Here is a 16,027-nt window from a genome sequence, read left to right on the forward strand (position 1 = left end):
ACGTTTGTCTTTCAGAAATTAACACCATATAATAAAAGGGACAAATTCGGGCAATGGAGGCCGTCATGAAAAATTACGTCGACGATCCGTACGTTCAAAAAAATCGCTGGTGGATCATGACCGCCGTTGGCATGTTCACCATCATGTCCACGCTGGACGCCTCCATCGTGAACATTGCACTGCCGGTCATCTCTAAGGACATGAACCTGCCGATGAACCAGGCGGAGTGGACTGTGTCCATTTACCTGATCGTGATTTGCGCGCTGCTCCTCTTGATGGGCAAGCTCGGCGACATCTTCGGTAAAATCCGCATCTTCCGCATGGGTGAGGTACTGTTCACCATCGGCTCGCTGTTTGCCGGGTTCAACCACTCGTTTGTGATGCTGCTGGCGGCGCGCGTCGTGCAGGCCCTTGGGGCATCGATGACCATGGCCAACAGCAACGGCATTGTGACTGAGGTGTTTCCGTTTCAAGAGCGCGGGCGGGCTTTGGGCATGATCGGCTCGTTTGTGGCCGTGGGGTCAATTGCCGGCCCCGGGCTCGGCGGCCTGATCCTCGGCGTGCTGCCGTGGGGCTACATCTTCTGGATCAATGTGCCGCTGGGGATCTTGGCGATGATTGTCGGCCAGGTGGTGTTCCCCAAGGATATCGAACACAGCCAGGCCAAAATTGACTGGCCCGGCTTTGCGGCGTTCGCGCTGTTTATCGTGCCGCTATTTGCGGGCATTTTCATCGGCCAGGAAATTGGCTTCACGCGGCCGGTGATCCTGGCGATGTTTGCGGTGGCGATCATCGCGTTTGCAGCGTTTATCTGCATCGAGCAGCACAGCGCAGAACCCATGCTGGCGCTGTCGCTCTTTGCCAACAAAGAGTTCACCATCTCACTGTTCGCCGGTTTTCTGATTTTCGTCACCAATTTCTTCTTTAACGTGATTTCCCCGTTTTACCTGGAAAATGCCCGGGGGCTGGCGGCGACGACGGCCGGGTACATGCTGATGCTGTTCCCCATCGTGCAGGTGATCGTCGCGCCGCTCGCGGGGTCGTTGTCCGATAAAATCGGGCCGTATGTCATCACGCTGGTGGGGCTGCTGGTCATTCTGGTCGTCCAGATCGGGTACGTTACGCTGAGTCTGACGACGCCGTGGCTGCTGGTTTGCGTGATCATCGCCGTGATGGGTTTTGGCAACGGTGCGTTCCAGTCGCCTAACAACACACTGGTGATGTCGGCGGTCGCGCCCAAGGACCTCGGCATCGCCGGAGGCCTGAACGCGCTGGCGCGCAACATGGGCATGGTTGTGGGCATTTCCGCCTCGACAACGGTGTTGTACGCGGCGATGAGCCGGGAGGCCGGGCGCAAGGTGACGACGTTTGTGGCCAGCCGGCCGCAACTATTCATTAACGGCATGCACGTTGCCTTCAGCGTGGCGGTGGGGATGTGTGCCATCACTGTCGCACTTACGGCTTATCGGATGCTCACGATGCGTAAATAACATCAAAACGGCGCCGGAACTGATTCAGTTCCGGCGCCGTTTGCGTTCGGGTGATTATTTGGCTAGTTCGCGGCTCGTTTTGACCGCGGCCATCAGCGTTTCCAGGGGCGTGCCGACATCCAGCTGGTAGGACAACCAGTGCTCTTTATTCATGTGATACGCGGGCAGCGCCTGGCCATTTTTGAGCTGGGCCTGAATCGTCTGGGGATTTGCGCGCAGTACCAGCAGATCGATTAGGTCAGCGCCGGTTAGCCCCACCTTGTCCGGGGTTACCTTGACCATCAGCGCGTACCACTTGCGGTTGTCCTGGCGGCGAATAATTGCGTTGTTGGGGAACTGCTTCCACAGGTATTCAGGCTGTTCAGCGAACGTCTCGTCGATGGCCGCGGTGATTTTTTTTATCTGCCCGGCGTCGAACATGGTCGGCACGAAGCAGTCCTTTGAGATCGCCGTCAAGGCGGCGATGTAGGCGCCGCGGATCTGGCCGATGAACATCCCCGAGTTGGCCGGGTCCAGGTGGAGGGTGTATAAGTCGCCGGACTCTTGGTCGGTCACCGGACTCGTGATCGTCTCCCCGTTGATATTGACGGTAAGGCTGAATCCCGGGACCAGCGCAGTTTGGTAGTGCCAGGTGGTACCGGTTTGTTTGAACCCATAGGCGGCCAGCTTTTTGGTGTCAGGTTGGCGATTGTGAAAAATAGTGTCTTGAATTGAGTCTTGTAAGGTGGTCATAGTCGTCCTTCTTTCGGGGAGCCATTACGGTGGCGAGTTAATCAAAGCGGTTGACAATTTGAGGTAAAATGGCTTGACTGTCACGCGGCGTCACAGTTTACCCTAAGGTTGTCGGTGGCAATCGCACGGCAAAGCGCCGGCCTGAATCACTGTGCTACACTAGTTATAAACCATACCGTTACGTGACAGTCAACCCAAAGGACAGTGCCATGCTCAAAATTAGTGAAATGGCCAAGTTGGCCAATACCACCAGACGAACCCTGATTTTTTACGATGAGCAGGGGCTTTTCAAGCCGGCCAAGGTGAGCGACACCGGGTACCGCTACTACGAGTACCAGCAGCTGTACGACCTGATGACGATCCTCGGTCTGCGCCACATTGGGCTGTCACTTGATCAGATCAAGGCCATCAGGTCCGCCGACAATCGGCAGGCCATCCCGCAGCTGCAGGAGGCCCAGGCCAAGATCACCAGTCAAATCGAGGATCTGCAGCGCGTGCAGGCGGTGATCCAGCAGCGGCTGACGCGGCCTGGCAAGCCGCCGACCGGCAAGGTGTATGCGCCGGTGGTGGCGACGCTGAAGCCCGCCACGTTCTGGTGCTCGCGCAAGGCAGTGGACTGCACTGAAGAAGAGGTGGCACAGCTGTTTTCCGAGTTTTATCAGGAGCTGGATGCGCTGGCGCTGATGGATCCGGCCACGTCGGGTTTTTTAACCGATTTGCCGGTGAATGATCCGGGCGGGTACATGGCCGCCTCATTCCGGATCCTTAAAGAAACACAGGGCAAGCCTGATGAAACCTTGCTGCCGCTGATTAAAAAGCCGGCGGGTCGGTATGTTCGCGTGCGCGTCGCCAACTCTCTGGACGGGATCACCCGCGGGCTTAAGGAACTTAACCAGTTTTGCCAGACTGCAGGGCTGCAGCCGAGTACGCAGCTTTGGCAGATCAATGACCACGGCGCACTGGTGGCGCAAGGCGCAACGCCGTACGGCTGGCTCGAGTACGCGCTGGACTAATAGTTTGAACCAGAAAGACTGTCCGATCAGACAACCAAGGAGGAATGAATATGCAAGCGATTCAATTAACTGGCCCTTGTGAGGCCAGTGCGCTGACACCCGTTGAGGTGCCGAAGCCTGAGGTCAAGGCCGGGTTTGACGTGGTGCAGGTCAAGGCCTTTGGCGTGAATGAGTCCGAAGTCACCAGCCGTAAGGGTGAATCCGACGGTGATTTCCAGTATCCCCGGATCTTGGGGATTGAAGGCACAGGGGCGATTGCCACGCCGGCGGCCGACTCACCGTATTCGCGTGGCCAGAAAGTGGCGATGATGATGGGCGGCCTCGGCAGGGCGATTGACGGCTCTTACGCTGAGTATTGCCTGGTGCCGCATGCGGCGATGATTCCGCTGGAGACCGATCTTGACTGGGACCTTGTTGGCGCTTTGCCGGAAATGCTGCAGACGAGTTACGGCTCGCTGAACGAGGGGTTGAACCTGACGGGCGGCGACGCGGTACTGATCCGCGGTGGTTCGTCAACCGTCGGGCTCATGAGCATCGGCCTGGCCAAAATGCTGGGTGCGACGGTGCTCGCCACGACCCGCAGCCAGGCGAAGGTGGCCAAGCTGACCCAAATGGGTGCAGACCATGTGCTCATCGATGACGGCCACATTGCCGCCCAGGTGCACGACCTGCTTCCAGATGGCGTGGATAAGGCGCTCGAGCTGGTCGGCACGACGACGCTGGCAGACACCTTTGCCGCGCTCAAGCCTGCCGGTAAGCTCTGCTTCACTGGCGGGCTTGGTGGCGGCTGGGAAATCGAGCACTTCTCACCGTTCATGATCCCCAGCGGTAAGTTTCTGACCAGCTATGCCGGTGAAGCCAAAGACCTGCCGGCCAAGGTCTTCAATCAGGTACTTACCGCGGTGCAGGCGGGCAAGCTGACCGTCCCGATTGCTAAGGTCTACCACGGGCTTTCAGCGGTCGGTTCAGCTCAGGCCAACCTGGAATCCGGCCACTTTGTCGGCAAGCACGTGGTGGTCTTAGACTAGTTACCCCTTCATTTGACCGTACTGCCTGATTTTGGCAGTGCGGTTTTTTGCGTCAGTCGCCAAAAAAACCAGCCGCGTGTGCGACTGGTCGGTTTGATTGCGTTAGGCCTGCGGGCCCTTGCTCATGTTGCCGTGGGTGTAATCGAGCAGGTGGTTCTTGAGGTCTTCTTCCATCTTGCCCAGCTCAAGCTCGGCCGCTTGCCGCTTGGCCCGGCCTTCTTGCTGGATCTGCAACGTCTGCTGCAGCGTGTCGACCAGATCGCTCTGGGTTTGGGTCAAGGTCTCGATGTCCACCACGCCGCGCTCATTTTCCTTGGCGGTTTCAACGGCGGAGATCTTAAGCATCGACGAGTTCTTCTTCAGCAGGTCGTTGGTCGTTTCCGAGACCTGGCGCTGGGCGGTGACAGCATCCTTTTGCCGCAGCAGGGTCAACGCAATGGCGACTTGGTTCTTCCACAGCGGGATCGCCGTGTTGACGCTGGCCTGGATCTTTTCGGCCAGCGCCTGGTTGGTGTTTTGAATCAGGCGGATCTGCGGGGCCTGCTGCAGGGTGATCTCCCGCGCCAGCTGCAGGTCGTAGGCGCGCTTTTCTAGGCGGCTTTCGAACTGTTTGAGGTCGTTGACTTCCTGCACCTTCATTTGGTCGCCGGACGCCTGCGCCTCGGCGAGCGCGGCAGGGATCGTTTTGTTCAGCAGTTCCTCTTGCTTGATCTTGGCCGCGGCGATGTAGATGTTCAACGCATCAAAATACGCCTTGTTCTGCCCGTACAACTCGTCAAGCATCTTGTTGTCATTGAGCAGGCCCTGCTGCTCCTTGGTCAGGCGCGCCGCGATCGTATCGATCTGCGCCCCGATCTTCTGGTACTTGGCCGTGATCTCAAAAATCGAGCGGCGGACCTTGCCAAATAGTTTCTTGAAGACGTTATTGTTTTCGGCGCGGAGCTCGTCTGGGTTGGCTTCGTTCAGCCGGGCCATCAGGCTGGTCAGGGCGTCACCGACCGCACCCGTATCTTGGCTTTGCACCTTGTCGAGCATCGTTTGGGAGAACTGACCAAGCTGCTGCTGGGCTTGTGCGCCGTAGCTCATCACACCGTCACTATTTTTGACGTCGATCTGGGCGGCGAGGTCGTGGGCCTGTTTCTCCTGTTCGGGAGACAAGTTGGCCTGCGCTTTCGCCGCGGCCGTGGTGGCCTGGGCTGGGGCGCTGGCCGCCGCGCTGCTTGGGGTTTGGGCGGCGAAGGGTTGGCTCAGCAGGTCTGCGACCAGGTTCGGGTCTGCCTGGGTCGTTGATTGTTCGTTCGGGCGTGGGGTGGTTGGTTGTTCATCACTCATGTTGTTTCCTCGTTTCTTCAGATTTAAGCGGTGCGGCCTTTATAGGATCTAGGTGCACGCTGCGGTCGACGGTTTCGGTCGATGCTTCCAGCCGCGGTTTGATCTGCTTTTGCGCCAGGTCCAGGTCGGCTTCCAGTTCATCGATGTCACTTTCTACGAACTCTTGGTAGCCGCCGCGGATAGTGTCGGCTAGCCCCTGGAGGGTGTTACCCGCGGTGGTCAGGACATCATACGTGTCCTGGGTCTTAACTTCGTGATGGGTGATCGCCTCGTACTTCTGAGCGATGCTCAACAGGTTGGGCAGCTGTTCGTAGATAAAATGTCCCGCGGCACCAAGCTTTTTGGGCGTCTGGACGATGGCCTTGAAGTAGGCGTGCATAATGTCGAAGAGGTCGGCATTCGTTGCGATGGCCTTGATCTTTGCGACGCGGTCGGCGATGGCTTCGAACTCGTGGATCTGATCGGCGGCCTGATCCATCGTTTCGCGGAACAAGTTGATCTCACTTGCGGTCAGGCCGGAGTCCGCGTAATGGGCTGCCATGTCCGGTGTGATCGGCGGCGTTGCCGGCTTGGGCACCGGTCGGCTCAGCTCACCGATGAGGCGGGCGCCTCCGAAGACCGTCATCGCAAACACGCCGACCCACCAGTGCATGGTGAGCATGCCGAGGACCAGCCCCGCGGCGGCCCAAATTCCGACCCGGAGCCAGCGGATACGTTTTTCTGGTTTATTCAACGATTTTCACTTCCTGAATATGCTTTCGTGCCTACAGTTTACCATAGAATCATTGCCCTCATATCAGCCCAGAGATGGACTTTCATGAAGGATTTCTTAAGGCGGTGGTATTCTGCTACCCCATTGGTATCATATTAATGAACACCGCCAAGCAGGCGGCAAGAAGGAAGGTCCACCATGGAAAAAATTGAAAAACGCAAGCAACTCTACGCGGGGCCCATCCTCACGCTGAGCGAGCTGACGGTGCGGCTCGAAGACGGCACGCAGGCGCCGCGGATCTTGGTGCACACCACCGGGGCGGCAGGGGTGCTGGCTCTGCAGGACGGCAAGGCACTGTTTGTCAGGCAGTGGCGCACCCCGCTTGGGCAAGAGACACTGGAGCTGCCAGCCGGCAAAATCGACCCGGGCGAAACACCGCTTCAGGCCGCCAAGCGCGAGCTGAACGAAGAGGCAAAGCTCGCGGCGGACGAGTGGGCCCCCTTGACCCACTTTTATCAAAGTGCCGGCTTTTCCGACGCCCAAACGCACCTGTTCACCGCCAGAAGGCTGCACCAGCCGGCCGTCCAGCGGGCCCAAGACGTTGGCGAGTTTGTGGCCGGTGAATGGCTGACCTTGGCTGCGGCCAAGGCGGCTCAGGCGCAGGGACTGATTTGCGACGCCAAGACCACGCTTGGGCTCGCCCTGTGGGAGCTGGAGGTGCAACATGGCTGAGCTGACGCGCAAGGAGTACCGAGAGCAGCAAAAGCAGGCCGAACAGGCGGCAGAGGCGCGCGACGCCAAGCGCGTGGCCACCGAGCGTGAGTTTGCCAAGTCCGGCCGCAAGGAGGCCACTGCACCAAAGGCCCCGCACCGGGGGCCCTTCGACGAGCCGACGTTCAAGAAGGTCAACAGTCTGAAAAAGAAGCTGAACTGGGCGATCGGGATCGTGATATTCCTGTTGATCGTCGTGGCCGTGGTGCTATTCAAGCTGTAATTTTGCCGCAATGAGCGTACAATTAGTAAGCTGCTTGAAGCGAAAGGATGAGTGTAGTCGTCAACTACCACCGAATAAATTTGGTGGCTTGTAGCTCGCGTGTCATCGACACAGTGGTCAAACACCTTTCAGGCTCCCACTCATTGCGTCCACATCGTCGGGCAGTTGACAATGCCCGTCAGTTATCGGGTTTACCCGACAACCTCTTTAGTAAAGCGTGGATGGTGACTGCCGGACAGGTACTGCTGACCCAAAGTCACGAGGTTCATGGCCGCTATTCGGTCATCATTACTTTGGTAGCCACAAGCTGCACAGCGATAGGCGTGGTGCTTGTGATCACGCTGGGTTTTCTCAATAAGGCCGCACTTAGGGCACCGCTGACTGGTGTATTGCGCAGAGACCGCAATGACTATGTGGCCGGCTAGGATTGCTTTGTAGCGCAAATCTTGTTCCAGCTCAAAGAAAGACCAGGAATGGCGCTCTCGTCTAGTCTGCGCTTGACGGCGGGACTGTTGGCGAATGCCAGTCAGGTCTTCAACCACGAACAATGTCTTAGGGGTCGCTTGCGAAACGAGTGTCTTCGACAAGCGATGATTGACATCACTCATCCAGCGGTTCTCTCGGCCCGACAGGCGTTGTAAGCATCGTTTGGCAGATTTTGTGTTCTTCTGCTGCAGTTCCTGGCGAGTGCGATGGTACTTGGCCCGCTTGGTCGCGATTGCTCTGCCAGAAGCAAAGTTAGTTTGCCCAGCACCGTTGTGGCTGACCAGCACAAAGCGCAAGCCACGATCGATGCCGATAATATCCTTAACCTGCGTGCGATTAACAGTTGCGACTTCTTTGGTCGCCGCGATGTGCAAAAAATAATGGCCACCTGTACGCACTACAGTCGCCGTCCCAAGTTGCCAATCAGAAGTCAGGTATTGTTCAAAGCCGTTTAAATAAGGCGTGACTCGGAGTCGTTTTGCCAAAGTATTGAGTGACAGCTGACCATCTTGAAGCCACGACCAATCGCGGTTACGGACCAATGTGAGTTGCGGCTTACGGTATTGCAGCGGTCGCCTTAACCAAGTCAGGTCACGGTGACACCGTGTCCATTGTCCTGTATAGCAATCTTTAAAGGCATATGGTTCTGACTTCATTTGGGTCTGCACAGTCTTATAATTGCCTATGACGTGGCGAATGGCGGACTGTGCCATTTGTGCTTTCAGCCCAATGTCTGTTCGCAGTCTGTGATATAGTGCCTCATGCAATGCATATTGATCGAGGACAAATCCGTGGTCAAAAAGATACTGTGAAACTAACTGACAACCCACCGCAAATTGACGCATTGTTTCTTGTAATAACTGCGCTTCCTCTGCGGCAAGTAGGATACGCAACTTCAGGGTGACGGCTTGTTTCATGGCTATCCCTCCAGTTGAATTATAGCAAACACATGTTCGACAGTAAAGACATCATTTTAGTAAAGGAGAAGCAGGTACAGGACGGCATTCCTCCCCTGATTGAAATCAGGGGTTTCCTGCTAAACACTACTCATGAAGATAGGCGTTATCTGCGCAATGGAAGAGGAGATTCGGACGCTGCTGCCACAGCTGCAAGGCCGCGAGGAGCGCGTGGTGGCCAGCCAGCACTACTACCATGGCACGATTGAAGGCATCGAGGTCACCCTAGTGGAATCCGGGATCGGGAAGGTGCAAGCGGGGATGACGGCGACGGTCCTGCTCAGCCAGTACGCACCCGACGTGTTGATCAACACGGGCTCCGCAGGCGGGATCGGCCAGGGCCTGAGCATCGGTGACGTTGTGATCTCCAGTGCCGTGGCGTACCACGACGTCGACGCGACGGCGTTTGGGTACAAGCCGGGCCAACTGCCTCAGCAGCCGCTCTACTTTGAGGCGGACAAGGACGTGGCGGCGGCGATCGCGGCGGCCGCACACACGACGGGCCAGCAGACCCGCGAAGGGCTGATCGTCTCCGGTGATCAGTTCATCGCCAGCCCCGAAGCCATCCAGCGCATCCTGAAGCGGTTTCCAGAGGCGCTGGCCAGCGAGATGGAAGGGGCGGCCATTGGGCAGGTCGCCCATGAATTCCACACCCCGTTTGTCGTGATCCGGGCGATGAGCGACAACGGGGACGCAAGCGCTTCGGTCAACTTTGACGATTTCATCATTGACGCCGGTAAACGCTCGGCGGCGATGCTGCTCGCGTATATTCACAACTTGAAGTAAGGAGCGACAGTTTTGAATCACATTTATCTCGACAACGCCGCCACGACGCCGATGGCCAAGCCGGTCATTGAGACCATGACGACGCAGATGCAAGAGAACTTCGGCAACGCCAGCTCGACGCACTGGTTCGGGCGCAAGGCGCACGAAGTCATGGACGCCAGTCGCGCGGTGCTGGCCCGCAGCATCAACGCGCACCCGAGCGACATCGTGATCACCAGCGGCGCGACTGAGGCCAATAACACGGCGATCATGCAGACGGCGCACGCCCGGGCCAATCTGGGCAAGCACATCATCACCACGGCCATTGAACACCCCAGTGTGATGAAGCCGCTGGCCCAGCTGGAAAAAGAGGGCTTTCGGGTGACCTATTTGCCGGTCAACGAGGAGGGCGAGATCGCCCTTGCGGATTTCGATGCCGCGCTGGACGATGACACGATCCTGGTCTCCATCATGATGGGGAACAATGAGGTCGGGTCGCGCATGCCGATCAAGCAGATCGGCGAGCGGCTGGTTGACCATCAGGCGTGGTTCCACACGGATGCAACGCAGGCGTACGGGCTGCTTGACATCGATGTGGCGGCCTTGCACGTGGACATGCTTAGCGTGTCTGCACACAAGATCAACGGGCCCAAGGGCATCGGTTTCCTGTACCGCAGGGAGGGCGTGAACTTCCCGCCGTTTGTGCGCGGCGGCGAGCAGGAGATGAAGCGCCGCGCCGGGACCGAGAACCCGCCTGCAGTGGCCGGGTTTGCCACGGCAGTGAAGCTGATCACGCCGCAGGAAAAAGCCGACCGCCAGGCGAAGTACTACGGGTTTAAACAGCAGATCATGGATGCCCTCAAGGCCGCAGACGTCGCCTTTGAGGTCAACGGCCCGCTAAAGGCGGACGCGTTGAATCACGTGTTCAACCTGTGGCTGCCGGGGGTCTCGACCTACGCGCTGCAAACCAACCTGGATTTGGCGGGGTTCGCGATTTCCGGCGGTTCCGCCTGCACCGCGGGGTCGCTTGAGCCCTCGCACGTTTTGATCGCCATGTACGGCCAGGACTCACCGCGCATCGCTGAGTCCATCCGCATTTCGTTTGGCGCGTTCACCACCGCCATGGACATCGTCGCATTCAGCGATGCGCTGGTGAAAATCGTCAACCGACTGCGGAGTAAAGCCAACGCGTGAGCACTGCCAACAACACCGAACTCGCAGAATCGTTGCGGGTTCGGTGTTTTGGCGTCTAATTGAAACGAAAAGGTAAAAATCTATTCCTGCCTTTCAGTAGCCGCGGGCAAAAGCGTAGTGTGGAAGTAGTGATTGAGGCATTGTTCGAGGGAGGGATCAGTTTGACGCAGAACCAAAGCAACTTCTCTGGGTTAACGGCGGCAGCGGCGCAGGCCCGCTTAGCCAAAGACGGGCCCAACGAGGTCGCAGAAAAGCCGTTCAGCATGCCGAGGGCGGTGGCCCAGCGCCTGTGGGAGCCGTCTGCGTGGATTCTGGAAGGGGCGCTGCTGCTGGAAGTCATTTTGGGCAAAGGCATCCAGGCTGGCTTCATCATTGTGATGTTGCTATTTGCGGCCATCAACGGCGCGGTTCAAAAGCGTAAGGCGACGACCATTTTGGCCGGCTTGACCGACCAGTTGACGCTCACGGCCACCGTGATGCGCGATGGCCAGTGGCACCGGGTGCCGGCGCGCGAGCTGGTGGTCGGCGACCTCGTCAGCCTGACCAGCGGCGATTTGGTGCCGGCCGACGTGAAGCTACTCCAAGGCAGCGCCGACATCAACGAAAGCTCGATCACCGGCGAGGCCAAAGGGGTGTCGCGGCAGGTGGGGGACGCCGCGTTTGCCGGCACCGAGCTCACTGCAGGCCATGCGCTTGGGCGGGTGACGGCCACCGGTAAGGCCAGCCGCTCAGGCAAGACCATCAGCCTGATCAACAAGAACTCAGCCCCCGGCCACCTGCAGCAGCTCTTGGGCAAGGTCATCGGTTACCTGGCGGCGGTGGACGCGGTCCTGGCACTCATCCTGGTGGCCACCAGCCTGATCCGGCAGCAGAATTTGCTTACGCTTCTGCCTTTTTTGGCAATGCTGGTCATTGCCACGATCCCCATTGCGATGCCGTCGAGCTTCGCCGTGGCCAACTCGGTGGAGGCCAAGGTGCTCAGCGGCCAGCAGATCCTGGTCAGTGACCTGACCGGCATTCAGGAAGCGGCCAACATGAACCTGCTGCTCGTCGATAAAACCGGGACCATCACTGCGAACAAACCCAGCGTCGTCGGTTACTACAACCTGTCCGCACGGCCGGATGGCGAGGTGCTCCAGCTGGCCCTGACGGCGACGGATCGACGCAAACCCAGCGTCATTGATCTGGCCGTGCAGAATTATGCGGCGCAGAAACAGATCAAAGCCTTGAAGCAAGGCAACTACAAACCGTTTGATTCCAGTACCGGCTACTCACAAGTCGCGGTGGCTACCGCGGCGGGGACGCAAATTGTCCGGCTGGGTTCGCTGAAACAACTGACCAAAGTGACGGCGGCCTATACGCTGCCGGCCGCGATCGATTTTGCGGCAGGCAGGACCACCGCAGTGGCAGTCGGCAACCAGCTGGTCGGCCTGTTCATCATGCAAGACCAACCGCGGCCTGACAGCGCTGCGGCCATCGCGGCCATTCGCGCCCGCGGGGTCAAGGTGCTCATGCTGACTGGTGATAACCAGAAAACGGCAGCCGCCGTTGCCCGGCAGGTCGCGCTGCCGGGCGAGGTGATCTCCTATGCGGCGCTTCGGCCAGACCGGCCGCTGAGTGCGCTGGCGGGGATCGCAGACGTGATCCCTGAAGACAAGCTGGCGATCGTGACCCATTTTCAAAAGGCGGGCTATATTGTGGGGATGACCGGGGACGGGGTGAATGATGCACCGGCCCTCAAACGCGCTGACCTCGGCATTGCGGTGGCCACGGCGGTCGACTTGGCCAAGCGCTCCGCCCGGATGGTGCTGTTGAAGCCGGGTCTCGGCTCGCTGACCGACGTGCTCGAGAGCGGCCACCGCGTCTACAAGCGCATGATGACCTGGACCATCACGAAGCTGTCGCGGGCCGCTCAGCTGAGTATCCTGCTGACGTTCGGTTACCTGCTGTTTGGGTTCTTGCCGCTGAGCCTAAATGCGATGATCATGGTCGCGCTGCTTAACGACCTTGTTACGCTAGTGTTGGGGACGGATCACGCGCAGATCAGCCGCCATCCCGAGTCCTGGGACATGACCAAGCTGGGCAAAACGGCCGGCCTGTACGCTGGCACTTGGACGCTCGCGGGGTTTGGGTGGCTGCTTTGGCTGCTGCGGAGGGGCCAAACTACCGCCCAGATCAGCACGGCACTCTTTTGCTTTCTGATGTTCAGCGCGATGCTCACGATCCTCATGACGCGGACTAAGAAACCGTTTTGGGCCAGCGCGGCCAGCAAGCCGGTCAACCTGGCGATTGGGCTCAACACTGTCGCGACCGTTGGCATTGCCGCTTTTGGTCTCGGGGTCGCCGCCATCGGGCTTCCGATCATCGGGTACGCGCTCGGCCTGACCCTGCTGGTCGGGGTGCTGCTCACCGGTTTGGGCTCGCTGGTGCATCCGGCAGGCAATTGACCGGGCGGAAGCGGCCGTGGCTTTTGGCCCCGCCTTACCGATTATGGTAAGATAAAAGCGAATACAAGCGCCAGTGTGCGCACAGGGAGTGGGTTATATGCCATTACAGTCAACCGGTGCCGTCTTGGGCGACCCGAAGAAGTATCAAATCTCGCCAAATATCAAGCGTTACACGCTGATGGATCTGGGCTTTGTGAAAACAAAGAACGGCAATTTTCAGCTGGAGCGCTCGCTGGACCCAAATTCGCCGTTCACCCAGGCCAACAAGCTGAAGGTGACGTTCAAGGCGGACCTGTCCGGGTTTCAAATGGGTGTGACCACGGCCAACGGGCTGAAGGCCATCAACATTTTCAAAACCGACAAGACGGCCGACAACGTCGAGCAGTATCATTTCATTATTGATAACATGATCGAGCGCCAGGTGCTTGAAGAGGTCTGAGCGCAATACAAGGCCGCTGCGAAAGAAAATCGCAGCGGCCTTTTTGCGTTCAATGCGCGTTAGTTGATCTTGCGCTTCGGATTGAGCAGGTTCATCGGGTCCAAAAGCGCCTTGATCTGGTGCTGGAGCATGTCCACGGCTTCGCCAAGCTCCGCGTAGTTCCACTGATTTTTCAGCATGCCCACCGCGTGTTCGCCGGAAATCGTCCCGCCCAGCTCAAGGGTCTTCTTGAACATTAATGACAGTGCCTCGCTGACTTTGGCGGGCACGCCTTGTTCTTCAAGCGGCCAGACGATGGATGGGTGGACGTTGCCGTCGCCGGCGTGGCCTGCCGTGTAGATCTTCATGTTGAGCGTTTCACCGACTTGCTTAATGTAGTCCATCATCGGCGCGAGCTGGGACAGCGGCATCGCCATGTCTTCCATGATGTGGTTTTGCCCGGTAAAAATGGCTGGCAGCATGTCGCGGCGCACCTTTTCCAGCTGGGCCTGCTCCTCGGGCTTTTCTGTGATGGTGATGTCGCGTGCCCCGTGTTTGGTCAGCAGCGCGTCCAGTACGTCCATGGCCTGCTTGGTGCCGTTGTCGATCTTGAAGATCAACATGGCGCCGGATTCCTTGCTATAGTCGGTGCCGTCGTACTGGTCGATGGCCTGGATCGTCGGGTGGTCCATTGCCTCGAGCATCGTTGGGTAGACGCCGGAGATCCGGATCTCGGCGACTGCCTCGGCCAGCGCCGTCATGTTCTCAAAGAAGGCCATGCCCATCACCGGCGTGCCAAGCGGAATCGGCATCAGCTTGACCGTGACCTCGGTGATGATGCCCAAGGTGCCTTCCGAGCCCACAAACAGCTGGGTGAGGTCGTAGCCGAATGCCTGCTTCAGCGTCCGCCCGCCGAGTTTGAGCTCGCGGCCGTCCGCCAGCACCACTTTGAGGCCGAGCACGTTGTCCTTGGTCGCGCCGTACTTGACGGTGCTCATGCCGCCGGCGTTCGTCGCGACGTTCCCGCCGATGCCGGAGATCGGCTTGGAGCCGGGGTCAGGGGCGTAGAACATGCCTTGCTTGCGCGCCTCCTGGTCCAAGTCGCCGTTGATGACGCCGGGTTCGACCACGGCCAGCGAGTCCGCCTTGCTGATTTCCTTGATCTGGTTCATGCCGGCGGTGGACAGGATGAAGCTGCCGGCGATACCGTCCGCCCCAATTACGGTGCTAGTGAAGTGATCCTGCGTCACGATTGGGACGTGATACTTCCGCGCGGTTTTGAGCACCCCTTGGACGTCGGCGGTGCTGTGGGCTTCAATGAATGCCAGCGCCAGCCCAGAATCGTCATCAGTCAGGTTAGGGGAGAAGGACTGCTTCTTCAACGTGGCAGGGTCGGTAATGACGCTGCCGGCGCTCACGTTAGCCTTAAGGTCGGCGAGGATCTCTTCGTTCGAAAATGCCGCAAAAACTGTCATAGGATGGCTTCCTTTCTAAAATCGCTTACATGACTACCCTACCACCGCCGCGAGAAAGTAGGGGTAAAAAGGCATTCCTGCCATTGTTGACGGCGGCTTATGGGCGATTGTGAAGCGGTTGGACGAGTGTCATAATGAGACTCAACATAATCATGAGAGGGATGTGCGCATGCTATTAGAAGAGTTTGATGAAGACCCGGCCTTGATCAACCCAGCCGATGTGGTGAAGCAGCAACCGATCGCGGCGGTCGGCATGCCTAAAACGGTGCTTTGTCCGTTTTCTGGCGCTTTAGTTGCCAGTCTACTGGGGGCGGGGCAGCTGAAACAAATTGGTGCACTGTCGTCGATCAACGGGCCGGAGCCGGTTTATCAGTATGAAACCGGCGGCAGCCGTTTTGCGCTGTTCATGCCGCGGATCGGCGCCGCCAATGCGGTCGGCCTACTTGAGGAACTATATGGGGCGGGGGCGCGGCAGTTTGTCGTGTTCGGCTCATGCGGCGTCCTCGATCCGCACCTGGCCGCCGATACCCTCATCATCCCGACTGCGGCGATCCGAGATGAAGGGACGAGCTATCATTACGCGCCGGCCAGCCCGACGATTGCGGCGGACCCCGCGGCGGTCGCAACGATGCAGGCGGTTTTTGACCGCAGCCACTTTTCACACCAGCAAGCGGTGACTTGGACCACAGATGCCTTTTACCGCGAGACGGCGGCCCGCAAGCGGCGAATGATCGATTTAGGGGCGCAGGTCGTTGAGATGGAGGCTGCTGCCTTGTTTGCCTGGAGCCAGTTTCGTCAGCTGGGGCTTTACCAGTTCTTCTACACCGCCGACCACGTTGCCGAAACCGGTTGGGACGAGCGCATAAGCCAGCGCACGCATGCTGTTGCTGATTTCTTTGCAGCAGCCGTTGCAGTGGCCCAGGCTGTCAGGCGCTAACGCACAGTTTTGTCAGGTCTGAACGCGGCGCCAGAAAAGTGTTAGCCT

General features: G+C 58.6%; 15 protein-coding genes. 10 read left to right on the top strand and 5 right to left on the bottom strand.

The window, feature by feature from the left end; genetic code table 11:
* Positions 1–65: 65 nt before the first annotated feature.
* Positions 66–1,490, top strand: coding sequence for an MFS transporter (locus EKM85_RS03555; RefSeq protein WP_125584893.1), 1,425 nt, complete (start codon positions 66–68; stop codon positions 1,488–1,490).
* Positions 1,491–1,544: 54 nt separating this feature from the next.
* Here the strand turns inward: EKM85_RS03555 and EKM85_RS03560 are convergent, their stop codons facing one another.
* Complete coding sequence (locus tag EKM85_RS03560; protein ID WP_125584894.1) at positions 1,545–2,222, bottom strand: MmcQ/YjbR family DNA-binding protein; 678 nt, start codon at positions 2,220–2,222, stop codon at positions 1,545–1,547.
* Positions 2,223–2,431: 209 nt separating this feature from the next.
* Between EKM85_RS03560 and EKM85_RS03565 the strand changes: the two genes are divergently transcribed.
* Both EKM85_RS03565 and EKM85_RS03570 read left to right on the top strand, forming a co-directional pair.
* The gene (locus EKM85_RS03565) at positions 2,432–3,235 is read left to right on the top strand and encodes a MerR family transcriptional regulator (RefSeq protein WP_125584895.1); all 804 of its coding nucleotides are present in this window, start codon (positions 2,432–2,434) and stop codon (positions 3,233–3,235) included.
* 50 nt (positions 3,236–3,285) lie between these two features.
* Positions 3,286–4,263, top strand: coding sequence for a zinc-binding dehydrogenase (locus EKM85_RS03570; protein WP_125584896.1), 978 nt, complete (start codon positions 3,286–3,288; stop codon positions 4,261–4,263).
* 102 nt (positions 4,264–4,365) lie between these two features.
* On the opposite strand, the gene EKM85_RS03575 is transcribed toward EKM85_RS03570, so the two are convergent.
* Both EKM85_RS03575 and EKM85_RS03580 read right to left on the bottom strand, forming a co-directional pair.
* Positions 4,366–5,595 carry a toxic anion resistance protein gene (locus tag EKM85_RS03575; protein WP_125584897.1) on the bottom strand — a complete coding sequence of 410 codons (1,230 nt, stop codon included), beginning with the start codon at positions 5,593–5,595 and terminating at the stop codon, positions 4,366–4,368.
* Positions 5,588–6,328 (bottom strand): 5-bromo-4-chloroindolyl phosphate hydrolysis family protein, encoded by a 741-nt coding sequence (locus EKM85_RS03580; RefSeq protein WP_225418926.1) that lies wholly within the window; start codon positions 6,326–6,328, stop codon positions 5,588–5,590. Before EKM85_RS03580 ends, EKM85_RS03575 begins: the two co-directional genes overlap by 8 nt.
* Before the next feature lie 177 nt (positions 6,329–6,505).
* On the opposite strand from EKM85_RS03580, the gene EKM85_RS03585 reads away from it, so the two are divergent.
* Both EKM85_RS03585 and EKM85_RS03590 read left to right on the top strand, forming a co-directional pair.
* Positions 6,506–7,039, top strand: a complete 534-nt coding sequence (locus EKM85_RS03585; protein ID WP_125584898.1) for an NUDIX hydrolase — start codon at positions 6,506–6,508, stop codon at positions 7,037–7,039.
* Positions 7,032–7,301 (top strand): hypothetical protein, encoded by a 270-nt coding sequence (locus EKM85_RS03590; RefSeq protein ID WP_125584899.1) that lies wholly within the window; start codon positions 7,032–7,034, stop codon positions 7,299–7,301. Before EKM85_RS03585 ends, EKM85_RS03590 begins: the two co-directional genes overlap by 8 nt.
* 191 nt (positions 7,302–7,492) lie before the next feature.
* Here the strand turns inward: EKM85_RS03590 and EKM85_RS03595 are convergent, their stop codons facing one another.
* Positions 7,493–8,704: an RNA-guided endonuclease TnpB family protein gene (locus tag EKM85_RS03595; protein WP_125584900.1), complete on the bottom strand. Its 1,212-nt coding sequence runs from the start codon at positions 8,702–8,704 to the stop codon at positions 7,493–7,495.
* A 132-nt stretch (positions 8,705–8,836) separates the two neighbouring features.
* Here EKM85_RS03595 and EKM85_RS03600 point away from each other — a divergent pair, with 132 nt between their 5' ends.
* The 4 genes from EKM85_RS03600 to EKM85_RS03615 all read left to right on the top strand — a co-directional run bounded on the left by EKM85_RS03600 (position 8,837) and on the right by EKM85_RS03615 (position 13,588).
* Positions 8,837–9,529 carry a 5'-methylthioadenosine/adenosylhomocysteine nucleosidase gene (locus EKM85_RS03600; protein WP_125584901.1) on the top strand — a complete coding sequence of 231 codons (693 nt, stop codon included), beginning with the start codon at positions 8,837–8,839 and terminating at the stop codon, positions 9,527–9,529.
* A gap of 12 nt (positions 9,530–9,541) precedes the next feature.
* Positions 9,542–10,702 (top strand): cysteine desulfurase family protein, encoded by a 1,161-nt coding sequence (locus EKM85_RS03605; RefSeq protein WP_125584902.1) that lies wholly within the window; start codon positions 9,542–9,544, stop codon positions 10,700–10,702.
* 161 nt (positions 10,703–10,863) lie between these two features.
* Positions 10,864–13,149 carry an HAD-IC family P-type ATPase gene (locus tag EKM85_RS03610; protein ID WP_379882258.1) on the top strand — a complete coding sequence of 762 codons (2,286 nt, stop codon included), beginning with the start codon at positions 10,864–10,866 and terminating at the stop codon, positions 13,147–13,149.
* Positions 13,150–13,246: 97 nt separating this feature from the next.
* Positions 13,247–13,588, top strand: a complete 342-nt coding sequence (locus EKM85_RS03615) for a DUF1831 domain-containing protein (RefSeq protein ID WP_125584904.1) — start codon at positions 13,247–13,249, stop codon at positions 13,586–13,588.
* Between the two features lie 59 nt (positions 13,589–13,647).
* Here EKM85_RS03615 and EKM85_RS03620 read toward each other — a convergent pair whose 3' ends face one another.
* Complete coding sequence (locus tag EKM85_RS03620; RefSeq protein WP_125584905.1) at positions 13,648–15,042, bottom strand: FAD-binding oxidoreductase; 1,395 nt, start codon at positions 15,040–15,042, stop codon at positions 13,648–13,650.
* Positions 15,043–15,211: 169 nt separating this feature from the next.
* Between EKM85_RS03620 and EKM85_RS03625 the strand changes: the two genes are divergently transcribed.
* On the top strand, positions 15,212–15,979 hold the full coding sequence (locus EKM85_RS03625; RefSeq protein ID WP_125584906.1) for a nucleoside phosphorylase: 768 nt from the start codon (positions 15,212–15,214) through the stop codon (positions 15,977–15,979).
* The last annotated feature ends 48 nt before the right edge of the window (positions 15,980–16,027 follow it).

The sequence above is a fragment of the Lacticaseibacillus jixianensis genome (genome assembly GCF_003946485.1).
Lineage (GTDB): Bacteria > Bacillota > Bacilli > Lactobacillales > Lactobacillaceae > Lacticaseibacillus > Lacticaseibacillus jixianensis.